Origin of the sequence: Enterovibrio qingdaonensis, from assembly GCF_028683135.1 — a bacterium.
Lineage (GTDB): Bacteria > Pseudomonadota > Gammaproteobacteria > Enterobacterales > Vibrionaceae > Enterovibrio > Enterovibrio qingdaonensis.
On the sequence record NZ_JAJUBB010000001.1, the window covers coordinates 449,431 to 467,545 of the forward strand.

Consider the following 18,115-nt stretch of genomic DNA (forward strand, 5'->3'; position numbering starts at 1 on the left):
TTTTAACGTTCAGCGATGAATGCTTCAATATTCCCGTTACAGTGAGACCGAAAGCTGGGATAATGCGCCCCCTAAAACCCCGCGCAGATACCTTTTACTTATGTGCGCAGGCACCAGCAATACTCAATTCATCAGGATTTTTTATGCGCGCCTTTGTACTTCGAGCACGTTCAGCCCCGACAAACAGCCAGCAGTTGCTCGCGTCGGTGGGCCAAGAAGCCCACACTGAAATTTTGGCTCATACACTCATGAACTCCATCTTCGTTGCTCAATCACACCGTGATGACGTTATCGTTTATTTGGTTCTCGAAAGCACGCAAGATTTCTCTCGCACCATTTGCTTTAAGCCCAATGAAATAAGTGACTTTAACGGTTTTCATGAGCAGGCTCTCTTGGCAAAAGTCGCCAAGGCATTGGACAAATCAGTCGGTATGACGAAAGAACAGATGCGTCAGGTTGAACCTGGTATCACTGTTCAAACCATGAGTTTCGAAAGGCTGCTTCAGGACTTGGTTGAAGACTACCAGGTCTACATGATGGACAAAAAAGGCACGCCAATTCGAGAAGAAGAATTCAGCGGTGATGTTTGTTTCTTGCTGACAGACCATATCCCGATGCCGAAAAAGACGTTTAACAGCATGAAACGCATGGGCGTGAAGAAAATCAGCTTGGGGCCAAAGATGCTGTTTGCCTCTCAGTGTGTGGTCATTATCCAAAACGAGTTGGATATTCAACTTTCATGATAAGAAAAAGCCCAAACGAAAGTTTGGGCTTTTTCTATTTAATCAGACACTTGAGAACGCCGTACGAGCTCCTGAATTTTCGCAATCAGTGCTTCAGGATCCGAATAGGCATAGTAATTTACAACAACACTATCTGTTGCAGACTTCACCACAATAGAAAACTCACTCGGTTTTGTTTCCACAACATCTTGCCAATGAATCAATGCCTCACCTTTCGCAATGTAGCTGTCGGTGACTTTCGTCCGGTATGAGTCAAACACCCAAAATACTGTCACGAATAATGCCACTGCTGCCATGATGGCATACATCAATGTCATCAGAACGCCGTGAGGTTCATCAGACAAAATAAGCGTTATGTTCAGGAAACAAAATGAACAACCTAACACCAAAATAATCAATGCCAACGGTTTGTTCAATTCTGCGTAATTTCGATCATCTGTGGGGTTTACTGTCATCCCACCACCCTAGTTCTCTTTATCTTTAAATCCAAGCACCTTGCGCATATTGATACTTCTCGTCGCAACAACAATCCTGTTCCATCCCCCGTTCACATACAACGGTGAAAGATGAGAAACGGTATAAAAATGCGTAAACACATTTACCAACGCAAGAAACGGTGATTTAAAAAGTAAAGCAGCAAAATAGGTAAATAGCGAATAGCCTATATACTTATTTTTGTTTGATTTTTCATTGATTGGCCGAGAGATTTGCCATATCAGCAACCCTTGCATAATGGTCATTAACACAGACGCGACTATCACCGAACCCATCTCGAACGTGGGTAGCCTAAGCACTGACATTGGGAACACAAAAATCCACGCAAAAAACAGTGCCACCGAGAGAAACGTCAACCGTTTCTTACTGTAGGTCGCTGCCTTTTCTCCTTTAGCTTCAATATCTTGATCCAGCTTTCTTTGGTACATATCTTGAAGCTGAAAAACGGCGATATCGGTAATATCTTGCTGCAATGGCGTCTGCTTAAGTCGGCGGTTTGACAGCTCTTTAAGCGGCAATAGGTTTTGATCTGCTTCACTCAACCCTAAATGCAATTGGGTTAAGAGCAACACCATGGGGTAATGAAAACTTTTACTCTCTTCAACTGGGTCATTTTCTTCAATTTGGCTAGTGGGACTAAACCACGTTTTGTTGGTTGTTAACATGGCATGAAGAAACTCAGGTTTCGAATACTCATAGCTTTCTTTTACCAAGTCTTGTTCATCACGAACAGTGAGCAAGTTTTGTTGTTGCCAGTCAACCACTGCTTGCAGGTGTGGGCAATGACTCGAGGCTGCCGCAACAAGATTCCAAAGCACCACCGCCTCATCAAAATTGTCTTCTATTAATCTTCTCGACAACGCCATCGTGGCGAGTAAATCCCCCTTTTTGGCCATCTCAACCAGCGATTCTGTATCGCTTTTGTTTTCCAGCAATGTCACTTGCCGATCAACAATCAATCGATAAACAAACTGTTCGGGATAACGATTAAACGCTTGAACAGCGTCAGGTAGGTAAACATCGGGTTGCTCCGCAAACGGCAATAAAAGCCCAATCTGATGTTCGCGCTGCGTCTCAGGCAAGTCGCTCAGGTATCGAATAATTTCCTGCTTGTCTTCTCCCCCTGCCGCTAAATGCGAATAGAACCAAAGCGTCCAATCGAACATCCCATCAAACGGTGTCTCCGCCCAACTATGACTGATATTAACGTCTTTGTTTATGGCACGATAAAAGCACAGCGCGTCAGCATAATGCGGGAAAAATGATTCATCTCGGAGTTCTTCAAATACGATGATTTCGGCATCTTCCAACTGCGAAAACCAGCTATCAGGTATAAGCGGATGCCGACGTATACACTCCAACCAGTCAGATTTAGACAGAGAGGATATTTCTTCATAGCTTAGTGGCTCTGCGCTGAACATCGCGTCACTTTCGTATGCAGAAAGCTTTAACAACAAGGTGTCACAACCCTTGGCTTTGCCCAAGGCCTCTTTCACCCAGCGCTCTGCGAGTATGAGCAGTGTTCTTTCCCTACCTGATTTATGTTCTTGCGCTGACTTTATTGATTCACTTAGTTGCCTTAGCCATGCCCAACTGCCCGAGTGTCCCGCCCACAATGCACCACCAACCAAATGCCAGAAGTCTGGTAAGCCGAGCAAATCAAGGCGATGGTTGATATTTCCATTGTCTTGATTCATGAGTTGTCCGTGCAGCCAATGGAATAATCTCGATTCCGCCGTTTTTTCGTTTGGCTGAACGAATCGACGCTCAGTACGCCAATAAACGGTGGGCAATGGCATCCATTGTTGACGAAGAAAAGCGGCGCAGATTGGCAGCGGATCGTCAATGCCTACCGTGCTCTGAAAAAGCAGGTCTGCCACCTCTGGGTAGGCTTTCAGTTTCAGTAAACGTTCGATGACGAGAACAACCAGATCTTCTCGGCCGAAGAGTAAAACAGCACTAGCGACGATATCCCACTGTTTAAGAGACAAGGTTTGCGCAGGGAGGGAACAAAGCGGAGCCACCAATTGTTGAAGAAAGGAATCTGATGTGAGCCCACAAGCAACGCCTCCTCGAAGCAATAGCAACTGAGTCTCAATGTGGTTGCAATGCCGTGAAACGAGCTGCTGGCTAAACAAATAGTCGATTGCGTCAGGCTGGCCAATACTCAATGCAATTTCTAATGGCCGCAAGAAGCCAAGCATCGCTCTTTGTTCTGCATGTTCCAGCGACTTCAGTTCTTCCAAAGACACCGTAAATGCCTGTTGACGCCAATCGTCAATAAACTCGCCGACCTCTTGTTGCTCTTCCGATCCTTTCAGGTAAGTCTGCCACCCAAGAGACTCCCAAAGAACATTGACGATGGGGGGTGGGAGCCATCGATTTGCCATTACAGTACGAAGCGCATACAACGAAATCTCTTCTTGCTGGTCAATGGCGAGCAGCATCACGGATTCGGCCCACACTCTCCAACAATCCAACGCCATTCTCTGCTCAGCATTAGCAAGAATCGCATCAAATTGCCCTATTTCCGCCAGCTCGATGTTCTGTTGCTCGTCACTCTGAGCAATGGATAGTTGGGTGTCAGGATCAGATTCGGACTGAGACGAGATAGAAGCCAACGCTTCTTCGTACGCCCGTCTCACGCGTTGGAAACCTTCCGGGTCGTCTTCTGGGTGATGAATGCGTAGCTGTTTTCGATACGCCTTTTTAATGGCCGTCTCATCGTGCGTTTCTTCGATACCGAGCGTTTCCCATATCGTCATGACTCACGCTCCTGCTCTTCATTTAAAATGGCCTGTAGAGATTCTGGCGCATCGAGATCAGGCAACGGCTCCGCCCAGTCTAGCCAGTGAACTGGACAGTCTTTATCGTTTTCGATGCTTTCGAAAAAGCGACTGAAACTCACATGAAAGCCATCATTAAGGAGATACGGCACATTCACCAAATCATCATCTTCATCGTGAATGTAATCCCAATAATTTCTACCAAAAATGAAGCTATGCAGATACTCAGACCAACCTACAAACTGGAGGCGGATCCGCTTACTTAAAAAGTTAAGCAAAAACGCACATTCTTCCTGCGTCACTTTACCCAAGCAGAGTCCGGCACGCGCAAGAAAGCCTGCTCGACTGTAGTCCCAAGCCAGAAAACCCGACTTACCCACGTGCCGATATGTCGCATCGAGATACCGCATTTCCGCTCTCGCCACCTCGCTTTTTACGGCATTGGTTCTTTCTTCCCATTCTTTGCCTGTCATACAGGCACGTCTGCCAAATTCATTGCGCCAAATGTCGCCATGAACTTCGCCCATTGCTAACCGATGGATCATTTCATGCCACTCTCGACGCGTCGAAATACCCCACCATTCGACAAAGCTTTTCTCCCAGTCACCAACATCTTCAACCTGTCGCTTAAGCTCTGGAAGTAAGTAATCGAATTCCTGACGGTTATAACTGATCTGAGGAGAAGCGACCGCTAACCACCACTGACAATGGGGCTGCTGGGGGTCGATAGCATAACGAGAAGGAGAAAGCATCCGCATTACCTGATTAACTATTCCATGTTAAAAATTTGATTCTACGTGGACAGGTTTAAAAGGTACATGTTGGCCAATTTGTCGCAGTGAAAACTTTGGTATTGGTCATTAAAGAATGCTCGAAACCTTTCCGAGCTGGGCATTCAAGATAGTCACTTGTTCCGACACAGCAAAAACCGTGTCCGCACTTCGGCCAAAAACTTGTTTGCCCACTTATGCATACGCTGAATTCCTTCCTACAATCATATAACTGTTACATCCATTTCAATTACGGGACAAAAACGTGTTGGCAAACTGGAAACGTGAATTTGAAAATTTTGCGCTGGTAAAAAAAGTCACCATCATTTTGTGTTTGATTGGATTGATTCCCACAATACTGACCGCTCTCATTGGGCTTTACTCCGCCTCAAACTCGTTGGAGGAAGAAAAAAGTGGCGCACTTCAAGCGATTGCACACTTGAAGGGGGACGCAATAGAAACGTACTTTGAAAACACCAATATTGTTATTCAAAGCATTGCACACAGTCCCGATATAATTTCTGCCACCACGCGCCTTAAAAATGGATTTAGTCAATACCCGAAGAAAATATTGACGGCCAGTGAAAAGGCATCGCTTAGCGACTACTACACCCAGCAGTTTCTGCCCTCTCTAGACATAAATAAAGAAGAGGCAAACCAACTTATTACCCACATCAAGGAAAACTCTGACACAACAAAATCACTTCAACATGCTTATATCGCTAATAACACACACCCTATTGGGGAGAAAAGCCAGCTGTTTCAGGCGGGAAACTCTGAATATGACTTCGCCCATGGTCGATTTCACAAGGATATAAAACAGTACGCGGATAAATTTGGTTTCTACGATGTTTTCTTGGTGGGTATCGACACTGGCGATATCTTTTATACCGTTAACAAGAAAATAGATTTCGCCACGAACCTAAATGATGGTCCACTAAAAGACTCGGGGCTTGCAAAAGCATACCAAATGGCCGCCTCATCACTTAACGATGACAACGCGGCACCAACAGCGTTTGTTGACTACAGCCAATATTTGCCCGCCCTCAACGCGCCTGCCAGCTTTATAGCCACACCTGTTTTCGACAAAGGTGTACCCATTGCGGTTCTGGCTGTACAAATTCCCCTCAGCCAAGTCACAGCTGTAATGGAGAAAGATTATGGGCTTGGGGAAACTGGTGAGTCTTTTGTCGTCGGGACAGATAAACGACTTCGCTCCGACACATTCCACGATAAGGATTTGACGGTTTATTCGTCTTTCCAGCATGACAAAATCATTGATACTGATGCGATAAACTACGCACTAAACTCTGATGAAATTGAACCAGCATTTGCTTTGCATGGTGATAACTACTTAAACCATGATGCGTTTACCGTCTTTCACAAGGTATCTATCGGGAAAGACACGCAATGGATTGTTATTGTCGAACAGGAAACAGGGGAAGCACTCTCTGCAATCTATTCACTGGAATTAATTTATTTATTGGTTGCGATCATACTTGTCAGCTCAATACTCTTCATTGCAAAACAATTTGGCCGATTGATCTCAGCGCCTATTGAAGACCTGTCGAACTTCATACTCCAATTGAAACAAAATTGGCTCTTCTCTTCTCGTGCGAAAATACACAGCAAAGACGAAACCGGACAAGCTGCAGAAGCACTAAATGGCATGCTTGCCTCGCTGAATGTGGCGGTAAGTGACATTTCCGGGACAATGAAAAAGCTGTCTGAGGGCGACTTTTCTCAACGCATCACAACAAATCTAACTGGTGATCTGGCAACGCTCAAAAACAGCATCAATGACTCAGCGGAAGAAATTGACGTCGCGGTTCGCAGTATTGGTGATGTGATGGCGCGTATTGAACAGGGTGACTTCAAGCAGCAAATTACCACCAAAGCGAAAGGACAGCTTGCGCAGCTAAAAAATCAAGTGAACAGCTCCGCGAAATCCACCGCCGCTTTTGTGGCTGATGCCAAGCTTGTTATGTCAGCCATGGAGCAAGGTGATTACAACAAACGAATAACGGCCCCAGCGGCGGGTGAACTGGCATCATTAAAAGAGTCGATCAACTCTTCAATGACCAACACAGAGGCAGTTGTTAACAATATCTGCGAAGTGATGGCCGAAATGGGTAAAGGTCACTTTGATCGTCGCGTCCATGTCGATGCAAAAGGCAAACTTGACGAAATGAAGCAGGCGGTCAACCACGCGTCTTCTTCGACCAATTCCGTTATCACCAGTATTGTCACTGTGATGGAACAAGTGACAGACGGTAACTTCTCGGCACGTTGTGATGCACGTACCGCTAACGGCGACTTATTGAAACTGGCAAGTTCAGTGAATCAGTCGACCACTAATTTAGAGCAAACCCTGTCACACACACGCCAAGTGCTTGGCCAGTTGTCACAAGGGAATCTCACCGAAAACTTCTCACTTAACGTCAAAGGCGATTACGTTCTTCTCAAGCGAGACATCAATGACACCATTTCACGACTCGCGCAGATGCTGGAAGAGATTCAATCATCCGCGAAAACCGTGAATGTGAAGTCTGATGAAACGTTTGCAGAAGTCACACAACTGAATCAGCAATTTGATATCCAAGTGAAAGATCTTAAAGACGTTTCCTTGTTGATGAAAGCAATGCGAAGCAACATTGATGAAACGTTAGATCATGCCAATGTGTCCGTTTCCGTGTCACAAAAAGCCCTCGAACATGCTCATGAGAATGAAGCGTTGGTTAAACAGATTGAAGGTGCAATGCGCTCCATCACCGATTCAAGTCGGAAAATGCAGCAAATCATCAGTACCATCGAAGGTATCTCTTTCCAAACCAACTTGTTAGCCCTTAACGCCAGTGTTGAGGCTGCCAGAGCCGGAGACCAAGGCAGAGGCTTCTCCGTCGTTGCAGGAGAGGTACGAGATTTAGCACAGCGCAGTTCTGATGCAGCTAAAGAGATTTCAGCATTGATTAAAGAATCCGATGAGCGAGTGACTCGCGGGGCAGAACAGGTGAATTTGTCTGGAGATCTTCTGAAGAAAATTACAGCATCAAGCAATGAAGTCTGTGCCAATTTTGAACTGGTCAACGTATCAATCAAAGCTCAATTTGATCGGGTCAAAGATGCATCTGAAGGCGTGGAAAGTGTGGGTGGAAGCATTCAGCAGTCCGCCAACATCCTCAATAGAATTCAAGACAATATGAACGGCGTTAGCGATCAAGCGGACAACCTAAACACCATGATTGGCCGCTTTAGCTACTAATTGTCATTGTTTGATTTGTGTAAACTGCAGGCACTTACCAAAGTGCCTGCTTTTTTAACTCGTTATACGCATCAATCACATGAGACGGGATAAGTTGCTCCGTCTGAAAACCCATTGCAGGGTATTCCCTAATCCGTTCAAAATCTGCAATGGTTGCGGCTACAACGGTATCAAATGGCATATCCTCATTAGCATATTCAACTAATGGGATCGGTGGAGACGTCACTAAAACCTTATCCGCCAGTTCAGGCCATTGTTTCATAAACGTCGCATAGGCGCGTCGTTCCATAAATGGCTTTTGAACCAACAAAATACGTTTGAAATCCAATCCTTTATCTTTCATCAATTGATGAGAAAAACGAATGTTCTCTCCGGTATTTGTTGCCGCGGTTTCGAGGATCATTGCCTCGTCAGGCACACCTTCATCTCGCATGAGCTCTGCAAAGGTTTCTGCCTCAGACTTATCAAAAACACCGTCCGTAAACCGCCCTACGCCACCGGAAATCATGATATAGGGTGCAAAGCCTTGTCGATACAGTGCGGCGGAATACTCGGCTACACGAATGTCGTTACTGCCTAATACAAAAATGCAGTCAGACAGCTGCGGAGAATGACCCAGTATGTGGTAATTCCAAATGGTCTCGATGTGTTGATATAAATGAGATGGCATAAGCGAATGTCTTGAATGTTTTATAGTTAGGTCTTTTACCTTTACCATCCAAAAGTTTCAAACAGTTGACGCAATAAGTCTGTTGGAACCAAAAGTTTTTTGTGCTTTTGACGGTTTCGCCTACCTCAGACCGCTTTTTTCTCGCCTATTGGCTCAGGCAATGCATGTCGGAGAAACACCTCTTGGAGGTTCACTTTGGCTTTGAGACGAGCAGCCAGAAGGTATAACCCCCCTATTTTTCGGTGTAAGAATAATGCATCAGCAGGTGGCGTATGCCAGTAACCTTGCTCCATACTCAGCTTTATCCCCGCATCATGAATGCGACTGCCCAAATCCGTGTTTTCAAAGTCATATTCGCCAGCGCAGCGCAGAGGCTCACATGCAGTCATCACCATGTCGACAACCGCCTGTTTTTGTTCAGGGAAAATATGGCTACTGAAGAATCCAATTTGGTGCATTGCTTGCGTTACACCGTCTCTGTTTCCACGCATGGCATGAGATAAAAGCATTCGATAACCTTCACTGATAGCCACGGAGTATGATCGAGATGCGCCGAAGTCCAAAAGTACAATGCGCCCAGACTCCCGCTGGAACAGGAAATTGGCAAAGTTTGGGTCTGTTTGGACAAGACGAAATTCAAAAACCTCACGAAATAACAAGCCAAACAGGTTAGCCACCCACTCATTTTTGAGTTCTTGAGGCAAATCATCCAAGGATTCAATCGGTAGGCCTTTTTCAAAGCTCATGACGAGGATGGAGGATGTCGTCAACGCGTTAGTTACGCTCGGAATCACAAAGCGTTTGTCATCAACAAGCAGTTCACGAAACGACGACAATTGTTCCGCTTCTAAAAGATAATCTGCTTCATCATGAAGTTGCCTCTTTGCTGCTTCCAACAGTGCCTTATAGTCGACGTCTTTCGGCACTAAGCCAGTGAGCCGAAGCAAGGTTACAACGTTGTCTACATCGCTACTGATGCTCTTTTTAATCCCAGGATACTGGACTTTGACCGCCAGCTCATTTCCATCGTCATCATGCGCAAAATGCACTTGTCCAATCGATGCCGCCGCGATAGGTTTGAAATTGAAGGAAAGGAAATGCTTTTGCCAATCTGCCCCCCATTCTGCGTTTAGCACTGACGCCAACTGTTTTGCGGGCATCGGCTCTGCATCAGAACGTAATTTCGCTAGGATGTCGGTCAATTCCTTGGGGAGTGCATCACCCGCATCCATACTTAACAATTGCCCCACTTTCATTGCTGCGCCGCGAAGTTGAGCAAGTTGCTGGGTAACATTGGCAATATTCTTGGGTGTGAGGAGTAAATCTTTCGCCTTAGGCCGCTTCCCTGCCATTAGTTGCTTAGCACCTTCGGTTGCCATATTTGTGGCCACTTTTGAAACCACAGAGCCAAACATACCGACCCGACTGAATCGATTTGTTGGAACTTTTTTACCCTCTTTAGAATCTGCCACGTCGTCGCTCCTTTTTGCGCTAACAACCAGTACGAACAGCGAGAGATTTCGTTCACTAAATCAGCTATAGGGACGAAAGTATTTAATGTGAGCTTACATTAATCAAATTTTAGCCATAAAAAAACCGCGCTTCGTTGCGCGGTTTTTTTCAAGGCGTAAGAAATTATACTTTCTTCACGAACTCTGATTTCAGCTTCATTGCACCGATACCGTCGATTTTACAATCGATGTCGTGGTCGCCGTCTACCAGACGGATGTTCTTAACCTTGGTGCCGACTTTAACTACCAGTGAAGAACCCTTCACTTTCAGGTCTTTGATTACAGTAACTGTGTCGCCATCTTGCAGCACGTTGCCGTTAGAATCTTTGATAACCTTTGTATCTTCAGCATCTGCAGATGCGTCTTGAGACCACTCGTGACCACACTCCGGACAAACGTATAGCGCGCCGTCTTCGTAAGTGTATTCTGAGTTGCACTGTGGGCAGTTTGGTAAAGACATGTTGGTTACCTCGGTTAACATGGGCAAAGAGCGCGTAGTCTACACCTAGATCACGAATTCGGATATAGCGAAAAGTGATAAGCACACAATTTTTATGTGTTTAAAGATATTTACACTTTACACTCTGCGGTCGACGTTACCGTATAGACATAGATATTGCGCCCTCGGTCGGGCATTTATCACGGCATGCGTACGGTATTCCCCACAGGCATTCGACACTAGAATTTGCACCTTCTCACATAACTGAAAAATGTTAATTCGCAACAATAAATTCACAAAATCAATATCATAACGCGCTGTTTCGATGCAGGCCTTTTCAGTACTTACTTTCCTCCACCACACCGTACTCTCCCACCCGCCAATTCCCTAAAACAGAAAGAAACCACCAACTGCAGCTTTCCCTCTGCCTGCTAGACTCTTGGCAGTAATTATATATTTTTTAATGAGTTATCTATCAATTAAGGGGAATAACGATGAATGCCCTGTCTATTCGGCAACGGTTGTCGCTCATCATAATCATCGCTGTGTTGTCTTTGGTTTCCGTCACTATCGTCTCTCTCATGTTAAAACGAGAGAACATGCTCGAAGATCGTAAAAGTCAGATTCAAGTCTTGGTAGAAACAGCGGAGACGCTTGTAACACGGCTCTATCAGCAAGCAGAAGCTGGCGAAATTAGCATGAATGAAGCCAAAGACAGGGCTATCACCTCTTTGGATGCCATGCGCTATGGCGACAATGGTTATTTCATGATTTATGACATGAATTCGACCATGATCCACCACCCGATCAGTGCCAACTTAATTGGACGCAACTTATCAGGGTTGCAGGATGTAAATGGCGTTTATATCATCCGAGACCAAGTAGATGTTGCTAAACAAGGTGGCGGATTTGTTGAGTATCTTTGGAAAAAAGCGGGAAATGACGAAACACCTTATCCAAAGATCGCATACTCATTACCCTTTCAACCTTGGGGATGGGTGCTAAACACTGGCCTTTACGTTGATGATATTGACGCCATTTTCTATGAAGATGTTCAACGCTTACTCTTACTCGTTGCACTGATAGCAGCATTTCTGGTCGCCATCTCCATTACCATCGCCAGAAGCATTACCTCACCCATTAGCAATCTACAAAACCTTCTAAACACTGCCGAGAAAAACCTCGACCTGACGGTTCGTTTCAGGCCTAAAGGGAACAATGAGATCTCCCAACTGGGACGAGCCTTCAATAACTTAATGGTCGCATTTGAAGAAACACTAACGGGAATCGCAGTGGGTGCAACTCAACTTAACCAAGAAGTTGCCAAATTGGAGAATCTCTCGAACCACATTGTTGGTGCATCTACCCGCCAATCAGAAGATACGGTAAACATCGCCGCACTTGTCGAGGAGTTTGCAGCGAGTATAAATACTATCTCGCATGATGCAGATCAGATGAAATCTCTCTCCAATGAAAGTGGCATTCAAGCGCAGCAAGGTGCCTCTACCATGCGTCAAACCATCGATAACATGGATCAGATGTCCGAGAAATCTCAGCGTTCCAGTTCCGCGGTGTCAGAGCTTGATCAACATTCCAAAGAAATCGAAGGCATCATCAGTGTGATTAATGATGTTGCAGAGCAAACGAACCTGCTGGCCCTGAATGCTGCGATTGAGGCTGCGCGCGCCGGCGATCAAGGCAGAGGCTTTGCCGTCGTCGCCGACGAAGTGAGAAACCTCGCCGTTAGAACGTCGGATTCCACCAAGCAGATTGCCTCTACCATCCAAGATCTTCGCAATGGCATTGAAACCACGGTGTCACACATTGAGGAAAGCGTCAGTGTGGTTAATGACAACATGTCGCAAACTCACTCTGCTGAGCAATCTGTTCGCGAAATGCATCAAAAATCGCAAGATCTCATCAATATCATTGAAGAGGTATCGCGTTCATTGCACGAGCAATCCACCGCCAACCAAGAGCTCGCGCGCCGTATTCAAGCCATTGCCGACATGGCGACCAATAATCACCAATCCGCATCCGATGTTCAAGGCTCTGCGCGAGAAGTGAACTCATTGGTCGCAGATTTTAGGCGCTCAGTTGGCCGCTTTAAAGTATCAAACGCGGTTTAGGTTTTTCTTCCCTCAACGAGAAAAGCCCCTATAACGGGGCTTTTCGTCGTTTCATTTGCTGACTACTAAGACGCTTTGTCTAATTTCTTCTCTTTCAACCAGCTACCATCACATTGACGTTTATGGAAATGGCAAGGCAAACCTTCGTTCGGTTGTGTCCACGGCGATTCTTCAATTGCACGCGTCATATCCGCAAAGCCACATTCTTTACGCAACCTGATTGAACGGCGCGAAAATTCTGCATCACTAAGTGGGATATGCCCTTGCAAAGGATCAAACGTAATATGCACAATATCGATTTTACGGCCGACTTTTAGCGAGGTGACATCAGGCACTTGCGCACTGTCCACCAGCCCCGGAGCTTTGGCGAGAACGTGGTCGAGGTTTCGTTTCGCCATGAGAGCCTCAATATGTTCGCTGGTACGACTGGCATACTGAATCTCTTTTTCACGCCACAACACTTCACTCATTGTTTTAGGTAGTTCGCCATTTGCATTCCAAAGGTCAACCATAAAGATAAGCAGATCTTCGTCTTCGGCTAGTTCAAGCAGACCGTTAATCGGCGTGTTCGACACCACACCACCATCCCAATAGTGGTCTTCCCCTATTTGAGTCGCAGGGAACCCCGGGGGCAATGAGCCACTTGCAACCGCATGAGCCGGGACTAACGTGTCACTCTTGCTATCAAAAAAGACTAACTCACCGTCAGTGACTCGCGTTGCGCCAACGGTAAGCCGTGCAGCTTTTGAATTAATCAAATCCCAATCAGCTAAGTCTTCCAGCGTCGAAAACAAAGGTCTGGTGTCATAAAAACTGGTTGCGGCTTCGCCTGGTGCTGCAAGCCATGGGTTAACAGGGCGAGGAACGAAAAAGTCAGGCTGGCCAAACATAAGAGCTTGCGACGCACTGGCCGTATTGAAGGCGGTTGCCATTTGGGGCGGCAAGTGTGCGTCTGTTCCTGGGCGAGAAATACGCTGCCAGAACGCCTCAAGCTTGTCCAAACGATCTTCTGGCTTGTTGCCTGCAAGTACGGCCGCATTCAGTGCACCAATTGAGATGCCAGCAAACCAATCAGGGGTGAAACCGTGGTCCTGTAACGCTTTATAAGCCCCAATGTGATAAGCCCCTAATGCGCCACCACCTTGCAGTACCAAGCATACCGTTGGCTTTTTCTTTCGTCTTGTCGTTGCCATGTTGTCACCTTACTATGAGATTTTAAAAGATACCCCTTGTGTATAGACCAATAAATTAGACACAAAGTGAATGATTTCTTTCCACTTCTAGCAAGTTAAACAAACTCACATAACTCCCGAAAAACCTTTCACTATTTACAAAAAACAAACCGGATACTGAGATCAAATCCCTTTCTGCCACTTCGCACAAAGTAGACATATCCCTCGCTGGTTGCTGCTATTTTTAGAGGAGGAAACAGACGGCATAACAACACCGAGGCTGACATGGAAAACGTATTCTCCCGGAAAGATGACTCACTGTACGCGAATCCATACTCTTTTCTCAGGCTTCCTATGGTCAAAGACCCCACCGATACCGCAGCAGACATTGTGGTTCTCGGGATGCCTTACGACATGGCAACAACTGGACGCTCAGGCGCACGTCTTGGCCCTGATGCTATTCGTCGTGCCTCAGTCAACCTCGCTTGGGAGGGGCACCGATATCCTTGGCCATTCGATCTAAGAGAGACCTGCAACATCGTGGATGGTGGAGATTTAATTTTCACATGTGGCGACAGTGAGGATTTCGTCAACATGGCTGCTGAAGCGGCAGGATTAATTTTGGAGTCAGGAAAAACCTTGCTAACGTTAGGCGGGGATCATTTCATCACCCTTCCCCTGCTTCGCGCCCATCACGCAAAGCATGGTCAAATGGCCATGATTCATTTCGACGCGCATACCGATACGTACAGCCAAGGCAGTCGCTTTGACCATGGCACCATGTTTTATCACGCGCCAAAGGAAGGCTTGATCGATGCCTCCGCTTCCGTTCAAATCGGTATCCGCACTGACTATGACAAACAGAATCACGAATTCAATGTTATCTGTGCGGAAGCTGCCAATGACATGACGCCTGACGATATCGCAAATCATGTCAAAGTGTTGGTGGGTGACAGACCCACTTACATCACCTTCGACATCGACTGCCTAGATCCTGCGTTTGCGCCTGGCACGGGCACCCCAGTTATTGGCGGCATTACGTCAGACAAAGCGTTACGCATTTTACGCGGGCTAAGAGGGATTAATCTCGTGGGGATGGATGTTGTCGAAGTTAGTCCACCCTTCGACAATTCCGAAGTGACAGCATTAGCTGGAGCAACCGTGGCAACCGAGCTGCTTCACCTTTGGGCGTCAAAATAGTGCCTAAAAACAAACAAAAAACGCGGGTTATCCCGCGTTTCTTTTGTCCTCTTGTATCTCAACTAGCGGATGCGCTTCAATAAAGTGCTCGACATCCGTTCGGTAGGATTTGTAGAACATGTTAGGGGCGTGGCCACATCCAAGATAGTAATTTACAAACATATCAGGCTGAACATCACGCATCTTTTTCACAATATCCTTGGTTAACACGTCTGAATGCAAGCCATGCATCAACATCAAGGGCTGCCGCAAGCGTTTAAACTGACGCCACAAGTTTAATGCAGGCCCATCGGGGTTATAACCCGCGAGGATTTTAGGGTCGTAGTGTGTCGAGTATCCCCCATTATCCAATCGCCTGACCGACGCTGAAATCATGGTTTGCCATTGCTGGGATGTATGTGGACCAAAGGGTTGATAAAGCGTCTGAAGGTACTGATTAATGTCGTTATATCGTTTAAAAAACAGAGGCGAATTTACGTAATTGAAAATACGCTTTAACGCAGCATTAGGCACTTCAGGTCCCACATCATTCAATACCAAGGAGCCGATGCGACTTGCAAATGCGCTGTGTGACGCCAGAAGAATACCAATCAAGCCACCCATGCTTGTCCCAACCCAATGCACCTTGTCGCAACTGTAGAAGTCCATCAATTTCACAGCGAGATCGACATAATTGGCATAGCAATATTCTTCGCTTGGAGATTCCGCCCATTCAGAAAGTCCCCTACCAAGCGTGTCAGGCGCAATCACACGATAACCCTTTGCGGCCAGTTCATCCCCCAAAGCGACAAAATCGATGCTATTACGCGCTAGACCATGCCAGCAGAAGATGGTTTCTCCACCTTCAGGATTCCAAGTGCGAACATGGATTTCACGATTATTGATGATCAGGTATTGCTGCAGCATCTCAGACATAAACAGACTCTCCTCCTGAGTCTTAAATTATTTGACTTAATTCACATTTTCTCAACTTTTGGCTGCAAAAAATTTATCCTGTCTGATGCTTGAGCATCCTTTAACCATTTAACACCCTGAAATTGTTTAGTTTCGTGCGGTTTAACAGCCATCAGTGGTAGCATTCGCCGCTACTCATAACAGTTAAAGACTTGAATTATGGAAAAAATTCTTATCAGCGCTTGCCTATATGGAAATAAAGTCCGCTATAACGGCAGCGACCTTAAGCTGGAACAGTGTGATTTAGATAGGCTAAATGAGGTCGCAACCCTCATTGCATTCTGCCCGGAAGTCGCAGGTGGATTGCCAACACCTCGTCCACCAGCGGAAATACTCCCAGCCGATGGTGATAAGGTATTAGAAGGTACTGCTGTCATAAGGAACACAACAGGCATCGAGGTCACCGAGGCGTTTGTTACCGGTGCGCAACAAGCACTGGCACTGTGCCAACAACACAAAATCAAGTATGCCTTGTTGACGGAATCAAGCCCCTCCTGCGGATCATCACTCATTTACAATGGCAATTTTGAAGGCCAGAAAATTGAAGGGCAAGGTATTACCACTGCGCTTTTACGAAGAGCGGGTATAGAAGTGTTCAGTCAGTTTACTCTCTCGACTCTCTTAGAGCGGCTAACGGCACCCGCTAAAAACGAGAATCATGAGTAAGCCTGCCTCAAAAAAGAAAACCAGTATCAAAAATGTTAATCTGCAATCATTTACTACTTTTGAAAACGCTTTCTGAATGGAAAAATTTTTCAGTTCGTGGCAAAACTTAATACAGTAGTAAACGAAAGTTTTAAACGTTTATATATTGAAGCATCGGCCCTCTAGCGTCATACAAATAGTCACTGTAAACAGTTCAGTCTTTACGTTGTTTTAGGGGTTACTTAAGAAAGCACTTTCAAGAAAGCTGCCATAGTATGAAAGTACGCTATGTTCGCTCTGGCAGACGAGGTAAAGGACACTACCGTGATCACTATAAAAGAAGTTGCAGAACTCGCTAACGTTTCGCAATCCACCGTTTCTCGCGCGCTAAACGGACACACCTCAGTAAAAGAAAAAAACCGCGTAAAGGTTTTCGACGCCATCGAGAAACTGGGTTATCAGCCTAACGCGTTTGCCCAAGCACTGGCTTCAAATCGCTCTCACAGCATCGGAATGCTCGTCGGCACTTTCGACGGTCCTTATTTTGGCCCTCTCATGCACCATGTCGAAAAGGTGGTAAGGCAAAAAAACTACCATCTTATTATCACTAGCGGTCACGAAAACTACGATGAAGAACAAGAGTCGATTCGCTTTTTGAACATGAAGAAAATCGATGGCCTCGTGCTCACCTCAGACATGTTGAGTGATGCGGACATTCTTAAAGTTGTCGAACAGACGCCTGCCACCATGCTAATGAACCGTTATATCCCTGAAATATCAGACCAATGCGTCTGCATGGATAACGAGTGGGGGGGATACATTGCAACTGAACACCTGATAAAAAACGGCCATAAGCGCATCGGTTGTGTGACGGGTCAGTTGAGTAAAATAGACAGCCGTGAGCGTCTGCAAGGATATCGCAACGCGCTAGCGAAATACGGTATTGAGTACGATGCAGACTTAGTGATTGAAGGCCGTTTTGACCATGACGGCAATGACACAGCCATACGTCGACTCATGGACAGAGACAACGGCATTACCGCCATTTTCTGTCTCAATGACAGCATCGCCCTCGCCGCTTATGGCGTTTGTCATGCCCGCGGACTGAAAGTCGGCCAAGACATATCAATTGTCGGATTTGATAACCACACATACAGCCAGTACATGTCTCCTGCCCTGACCACGATTCACTTCCCGCTGGAAGACATGGCCGTTGAAGCTGCGAAAGGTGTGCTGAATTTATTGGAAGGCAAGCCGCTTAATACTATCAATACGCGTTTGTTCCCAACGCTGATGGAACGAGGGTCGGTGAAGAAAATCTAATTGAAACGCCCTTTAA

The 18,115-nt window shown here is 46.0% G+C and carries 14 protein-coding genes; 6 read left to right on the forward strand and 8 right to left on the reverse strand.

Translation table 11 applies throughout. The features are described from left to right. The first annotated feature begins 143 nt into the window (after nt 1-143). Complete coding sequence (gene trmY / locus LRP49_RS02045; RefSeq protein WP_274139832.1) at nt 144-743, forward strand: tRNA (pseudouridine(54)-N(1))-methyltransferase TrmY; 600 nt, start codon at nt 144-146, stop codon at nt 741-743. 38 nt (nt 744-781) lie between these two features. On the opposite strand, the gene LRP49_RS02050 is transcribed toward trmY, so the two are convergent. The 3 genes from LRP49_RS02050 to LRP49_RS02060 are packed head-to-tail and all read right to left on the reverse strand — an operon-like array spanning nt 782 to nt 4,776. Further along, on the reverse strand, nt 782-1,198 hold the full coding sequence (locus tag LRP49_RS02050; protein ID WP_274139833.1) for a hypothetical protein: 417 nt from the start codon (nt 1,196-1,198) through the stop codon (nt 782-784). Nucleotides 1,199-1,207: 9 nt separating this feature from the next. Next, nucleotides 1,208-4,003, reverse strand: a complete 2,796-nt coding sequence (locus tag LRP49_RS02055; protein ID WP_274139834.1) for a J domain-containing protein — start codon at nt 4,001-4,003, stop codon at nt 1,208-1,210. After that, nucleotides 4,000-4,776 carry a DUF1266 domain-containing protein gene (locus tag LRP49_RS02060; RefSeq protein WP_274139835.1) on the reverse strand — a complete coding sequence of 259 codons (777 nt, stop codon included), beginning with the start codon at nt 4,774-4,776 and terminating at the stop codon, nt 4,000-4,002. Before LRP49_RS02060 ends, LRP49_RS02055 begins: the two co-directional genes overlap by 4 nt. 283 nt (nt 4,777-5,059) lie before the next feature. On the opposite strand from LRP49_RS02060, the gene LRP49_RS02065 reads away from it, so the two are divergent. Continuing rightward, complete coding sequence (locus LRP49_RS02065; RefSeq protein WP_274139836.1) at nt 5,060-8,056, forward strand: methyl-accepting chemotaxis protein; 2,997 nt, start codon at nt 5,060-5,062, stop codon at nt 8,054-8,056. A 34-nt stretch (nt 8,057-8,090) separates the two neighbouring features. Here LRP49_RS02065 and LRP49_RS02070 read toward each other — a convergent pair whose 3' ends face one another. The 3 genes from LRP49_RS02070 to LRP49_RS02080 all read right to left on the reverse strand — a co-directional run bounded on the left by LRP49_RS02070 (nt 8,091) and on the right by LRP49_RS02080 (nt 10,697). Next, a complete protein-coding gene (locus tag LRP49_RS02070) occupies nt 8,091-8,726 on the reverse strand; it encodes a YdcF family protein (RefSeq protein WP_274139837.1) in 636 nt (211 codons plus the stop codon). A 125-nt stretch (nt 8,727-8,851) separates the two neighbouring features. Then, entirely contained in the window at nt 8,852-10,198 is a 1,347-nt protein-coding gene (locus LRP49_RS02075) for an ABC1 kinase family protein (RefSeq protein WP_274139838.1), read from the reverse strand. Nucleotides 10,199-10,361: 163 nt separating this feature from the next. Continuing rightward, a complete protein-coding gene (locus tag LRP49_RS02080; RefSeq protein WP_274139839.1) occupies nt 10,362-10,697 on the reverse strand; it encodes a zinc ribbon domain-containing protein YjdM in 336 nt (111 codons plus the stop codon). 473 nt (nt 10,698-11,170) lie between these two features. Here LRP49_RS02080 and LRP49_RS02085 point away from each other — a divergent pair, with 473 nt between their 5' ends. Next, nucleotides 11,171-12,805, forward strand: a complete 1,635-nt coding sequence (locus LRP49_RS02085; protein ID WP_274139841.1) for a methyl-accepting chemotaxis protein — start codon at nt 11,171-11,173, stop codon at nt 12,803-12,805. Between the two features lie 65 nt (nt 12,806-12,870). On the opposite strand, the gene LRP49_RS02090 is transcribed toward LRP49_RS02085, so the two are convergent. Next, entirely contained in the window at nt 12,871-13,998 is a 1,128-nt protein-coding gene (locus LRP49_RS02090; protein ID WP_274139842.1) for a patatin-like phospholipase family protein, read from the reverse strand. A gap of 264 nt (nt 13,999-14,262) precedes the next feature. Here LRP49_RS02090 and speB point away from each other — a divergent pair, with 264 nt between their 5' ends. Next, nucleotides 14,263-15,177: an agmatinase gene (gene speB, locus LRP49_RS02095; RefSeq protein ID WP_274139844.1), complete on the forward strand. Its 915-nt coding sequence runs from the start codon at nt 14,263-14,265 to the stop codon at nt 15,175-15,177. 27 nt (nt 15,178-15,204) lie between these two features. Here speB and LRP49_RS02100 read toward each other — a convergent pair whose 3' ends face one another. Continuing rightward, on the reverse strand, nt 15,205-16,092 hold the full coding sequence (locus LRP49_RS02100; RefSeq protein ID WP_274139845.1) for an alpha/beta fold hydrolase: 888 nt from the start codon (nt 16,090-16,092) through the stop codon (nt 15,205-15,207). Between the two features lie 198 nt (nt 16,093-16,290). On the opposite strand from LRP49_RS02100, the gene LRP49_RS02105 reads away from it, so the two are divergent. After that, a complete protein-coding gene (locus tag LRP49_RS02105; RefSeq protein ID WP_274139847.1) occupies nt 16,291-16,797 on the forward strand; it encodes a 2-thiouracil desulfurase family protein in 507 nt (168 codons plus the stop codon). A gap of 303 nt (nt 16,798-17,100) precedes the next feature. Next, nucleotides 17,101-18,099 (forward strand): LacI family DNA-binding transcriptional regulator, encoded by a 999-nt coding sequence (locus tag LRP49_RS02110; RefSeq protein ID WP_274139848.1) that lies wholly within the window; start codon nt 17,101-17,103, stop codon nt 18,097-18,099. Nucleotides 18,100-18,115: the final 16 nt, after the last annotated feature.

What these genes read in the sequence shown, in the direction of transcription:
- trmY (WP_274139832.1), top strand. Translation starts at nt 144, where the DNA reads ATGCGCGCCTTTGTACTTCGAGCACGTTCAGCCCCGACAAACAGCCAG.
- LRP49_RS02080 (WP_274139839.1), bottom strand. Translation starts at nt 10,697, where the DNA reads ATGTCTTTACCAAACTGCCCACAGTGCAACTCAGAATACACTTACGAA.
- speB (WP_274139844.1), top strand. Translation starts at nt 14,263, where the DNA reads ATGGAAAACGTATTCTCCCGGAAAGATGACTCACTGTACGCGAATCCA.
- LRP49_RS02100 (WP_274139845.1), bottom strand. Translation starts at nt 16,092, where the DNA reads ATGTCTGAGATGCTGCAGCAATACCTGATCATCAATAATCGTGAAATC.
- LRP49_RS02090 (WP_274139842.1), bottom strand. Translation starts at nt 13,998, where the DNA reads ATGGCAACGACAAGACGAAAGAAAAAGCCAACGGTATGCTTGGTACTG.
- LRP49_RS02055 (WP_274139834.1), bottom strand. Translation starts at nt 4,003, where the DNA reads ATGACGATATGGGAAACGCTCGGTATCGAAGAAACGCACGATGAGACG.
- LRP49_RS02060 (WP_274139835.1), bottom strand. Translation starts at nt 4,776, where the DNA reads ATGCTTTCTCCTTCTCGTTATGCTATCGACCCCCAGCAGCCCCATTGT.
- LRP49_RS02050 (WP_274139833.1), bottom strand. Translation starts at nt 1,198, where the DNA reads ATGACAGTAAACCCCACAGATGATCGAAATTACGCAGAATTGAACAAA.
- LRP49_RS02105 (WP_274139847.1), top strand. Translation starts at nt 16,291, where the DNA reads ATGGAAAAAATTCTTATCAGCGCTTGCCTATATGGAAATAAAGTCCGC.
- LRP49_RS02085 (WP_274139841.1), top strand. Translation starts at nt 11,171, where the DNA reads ATGAATGCCCTGTCTATTCGGCAACGGTTGTCGCTCATCATAATCATC.
- LRP49_RS02070 (WP_274139837.1), bottom strand. Translation starts at nt 8,726, where the DNA reads ATGCCATCTCATTTATATCAACACATCGAGACCATTTGGAATTACCAC.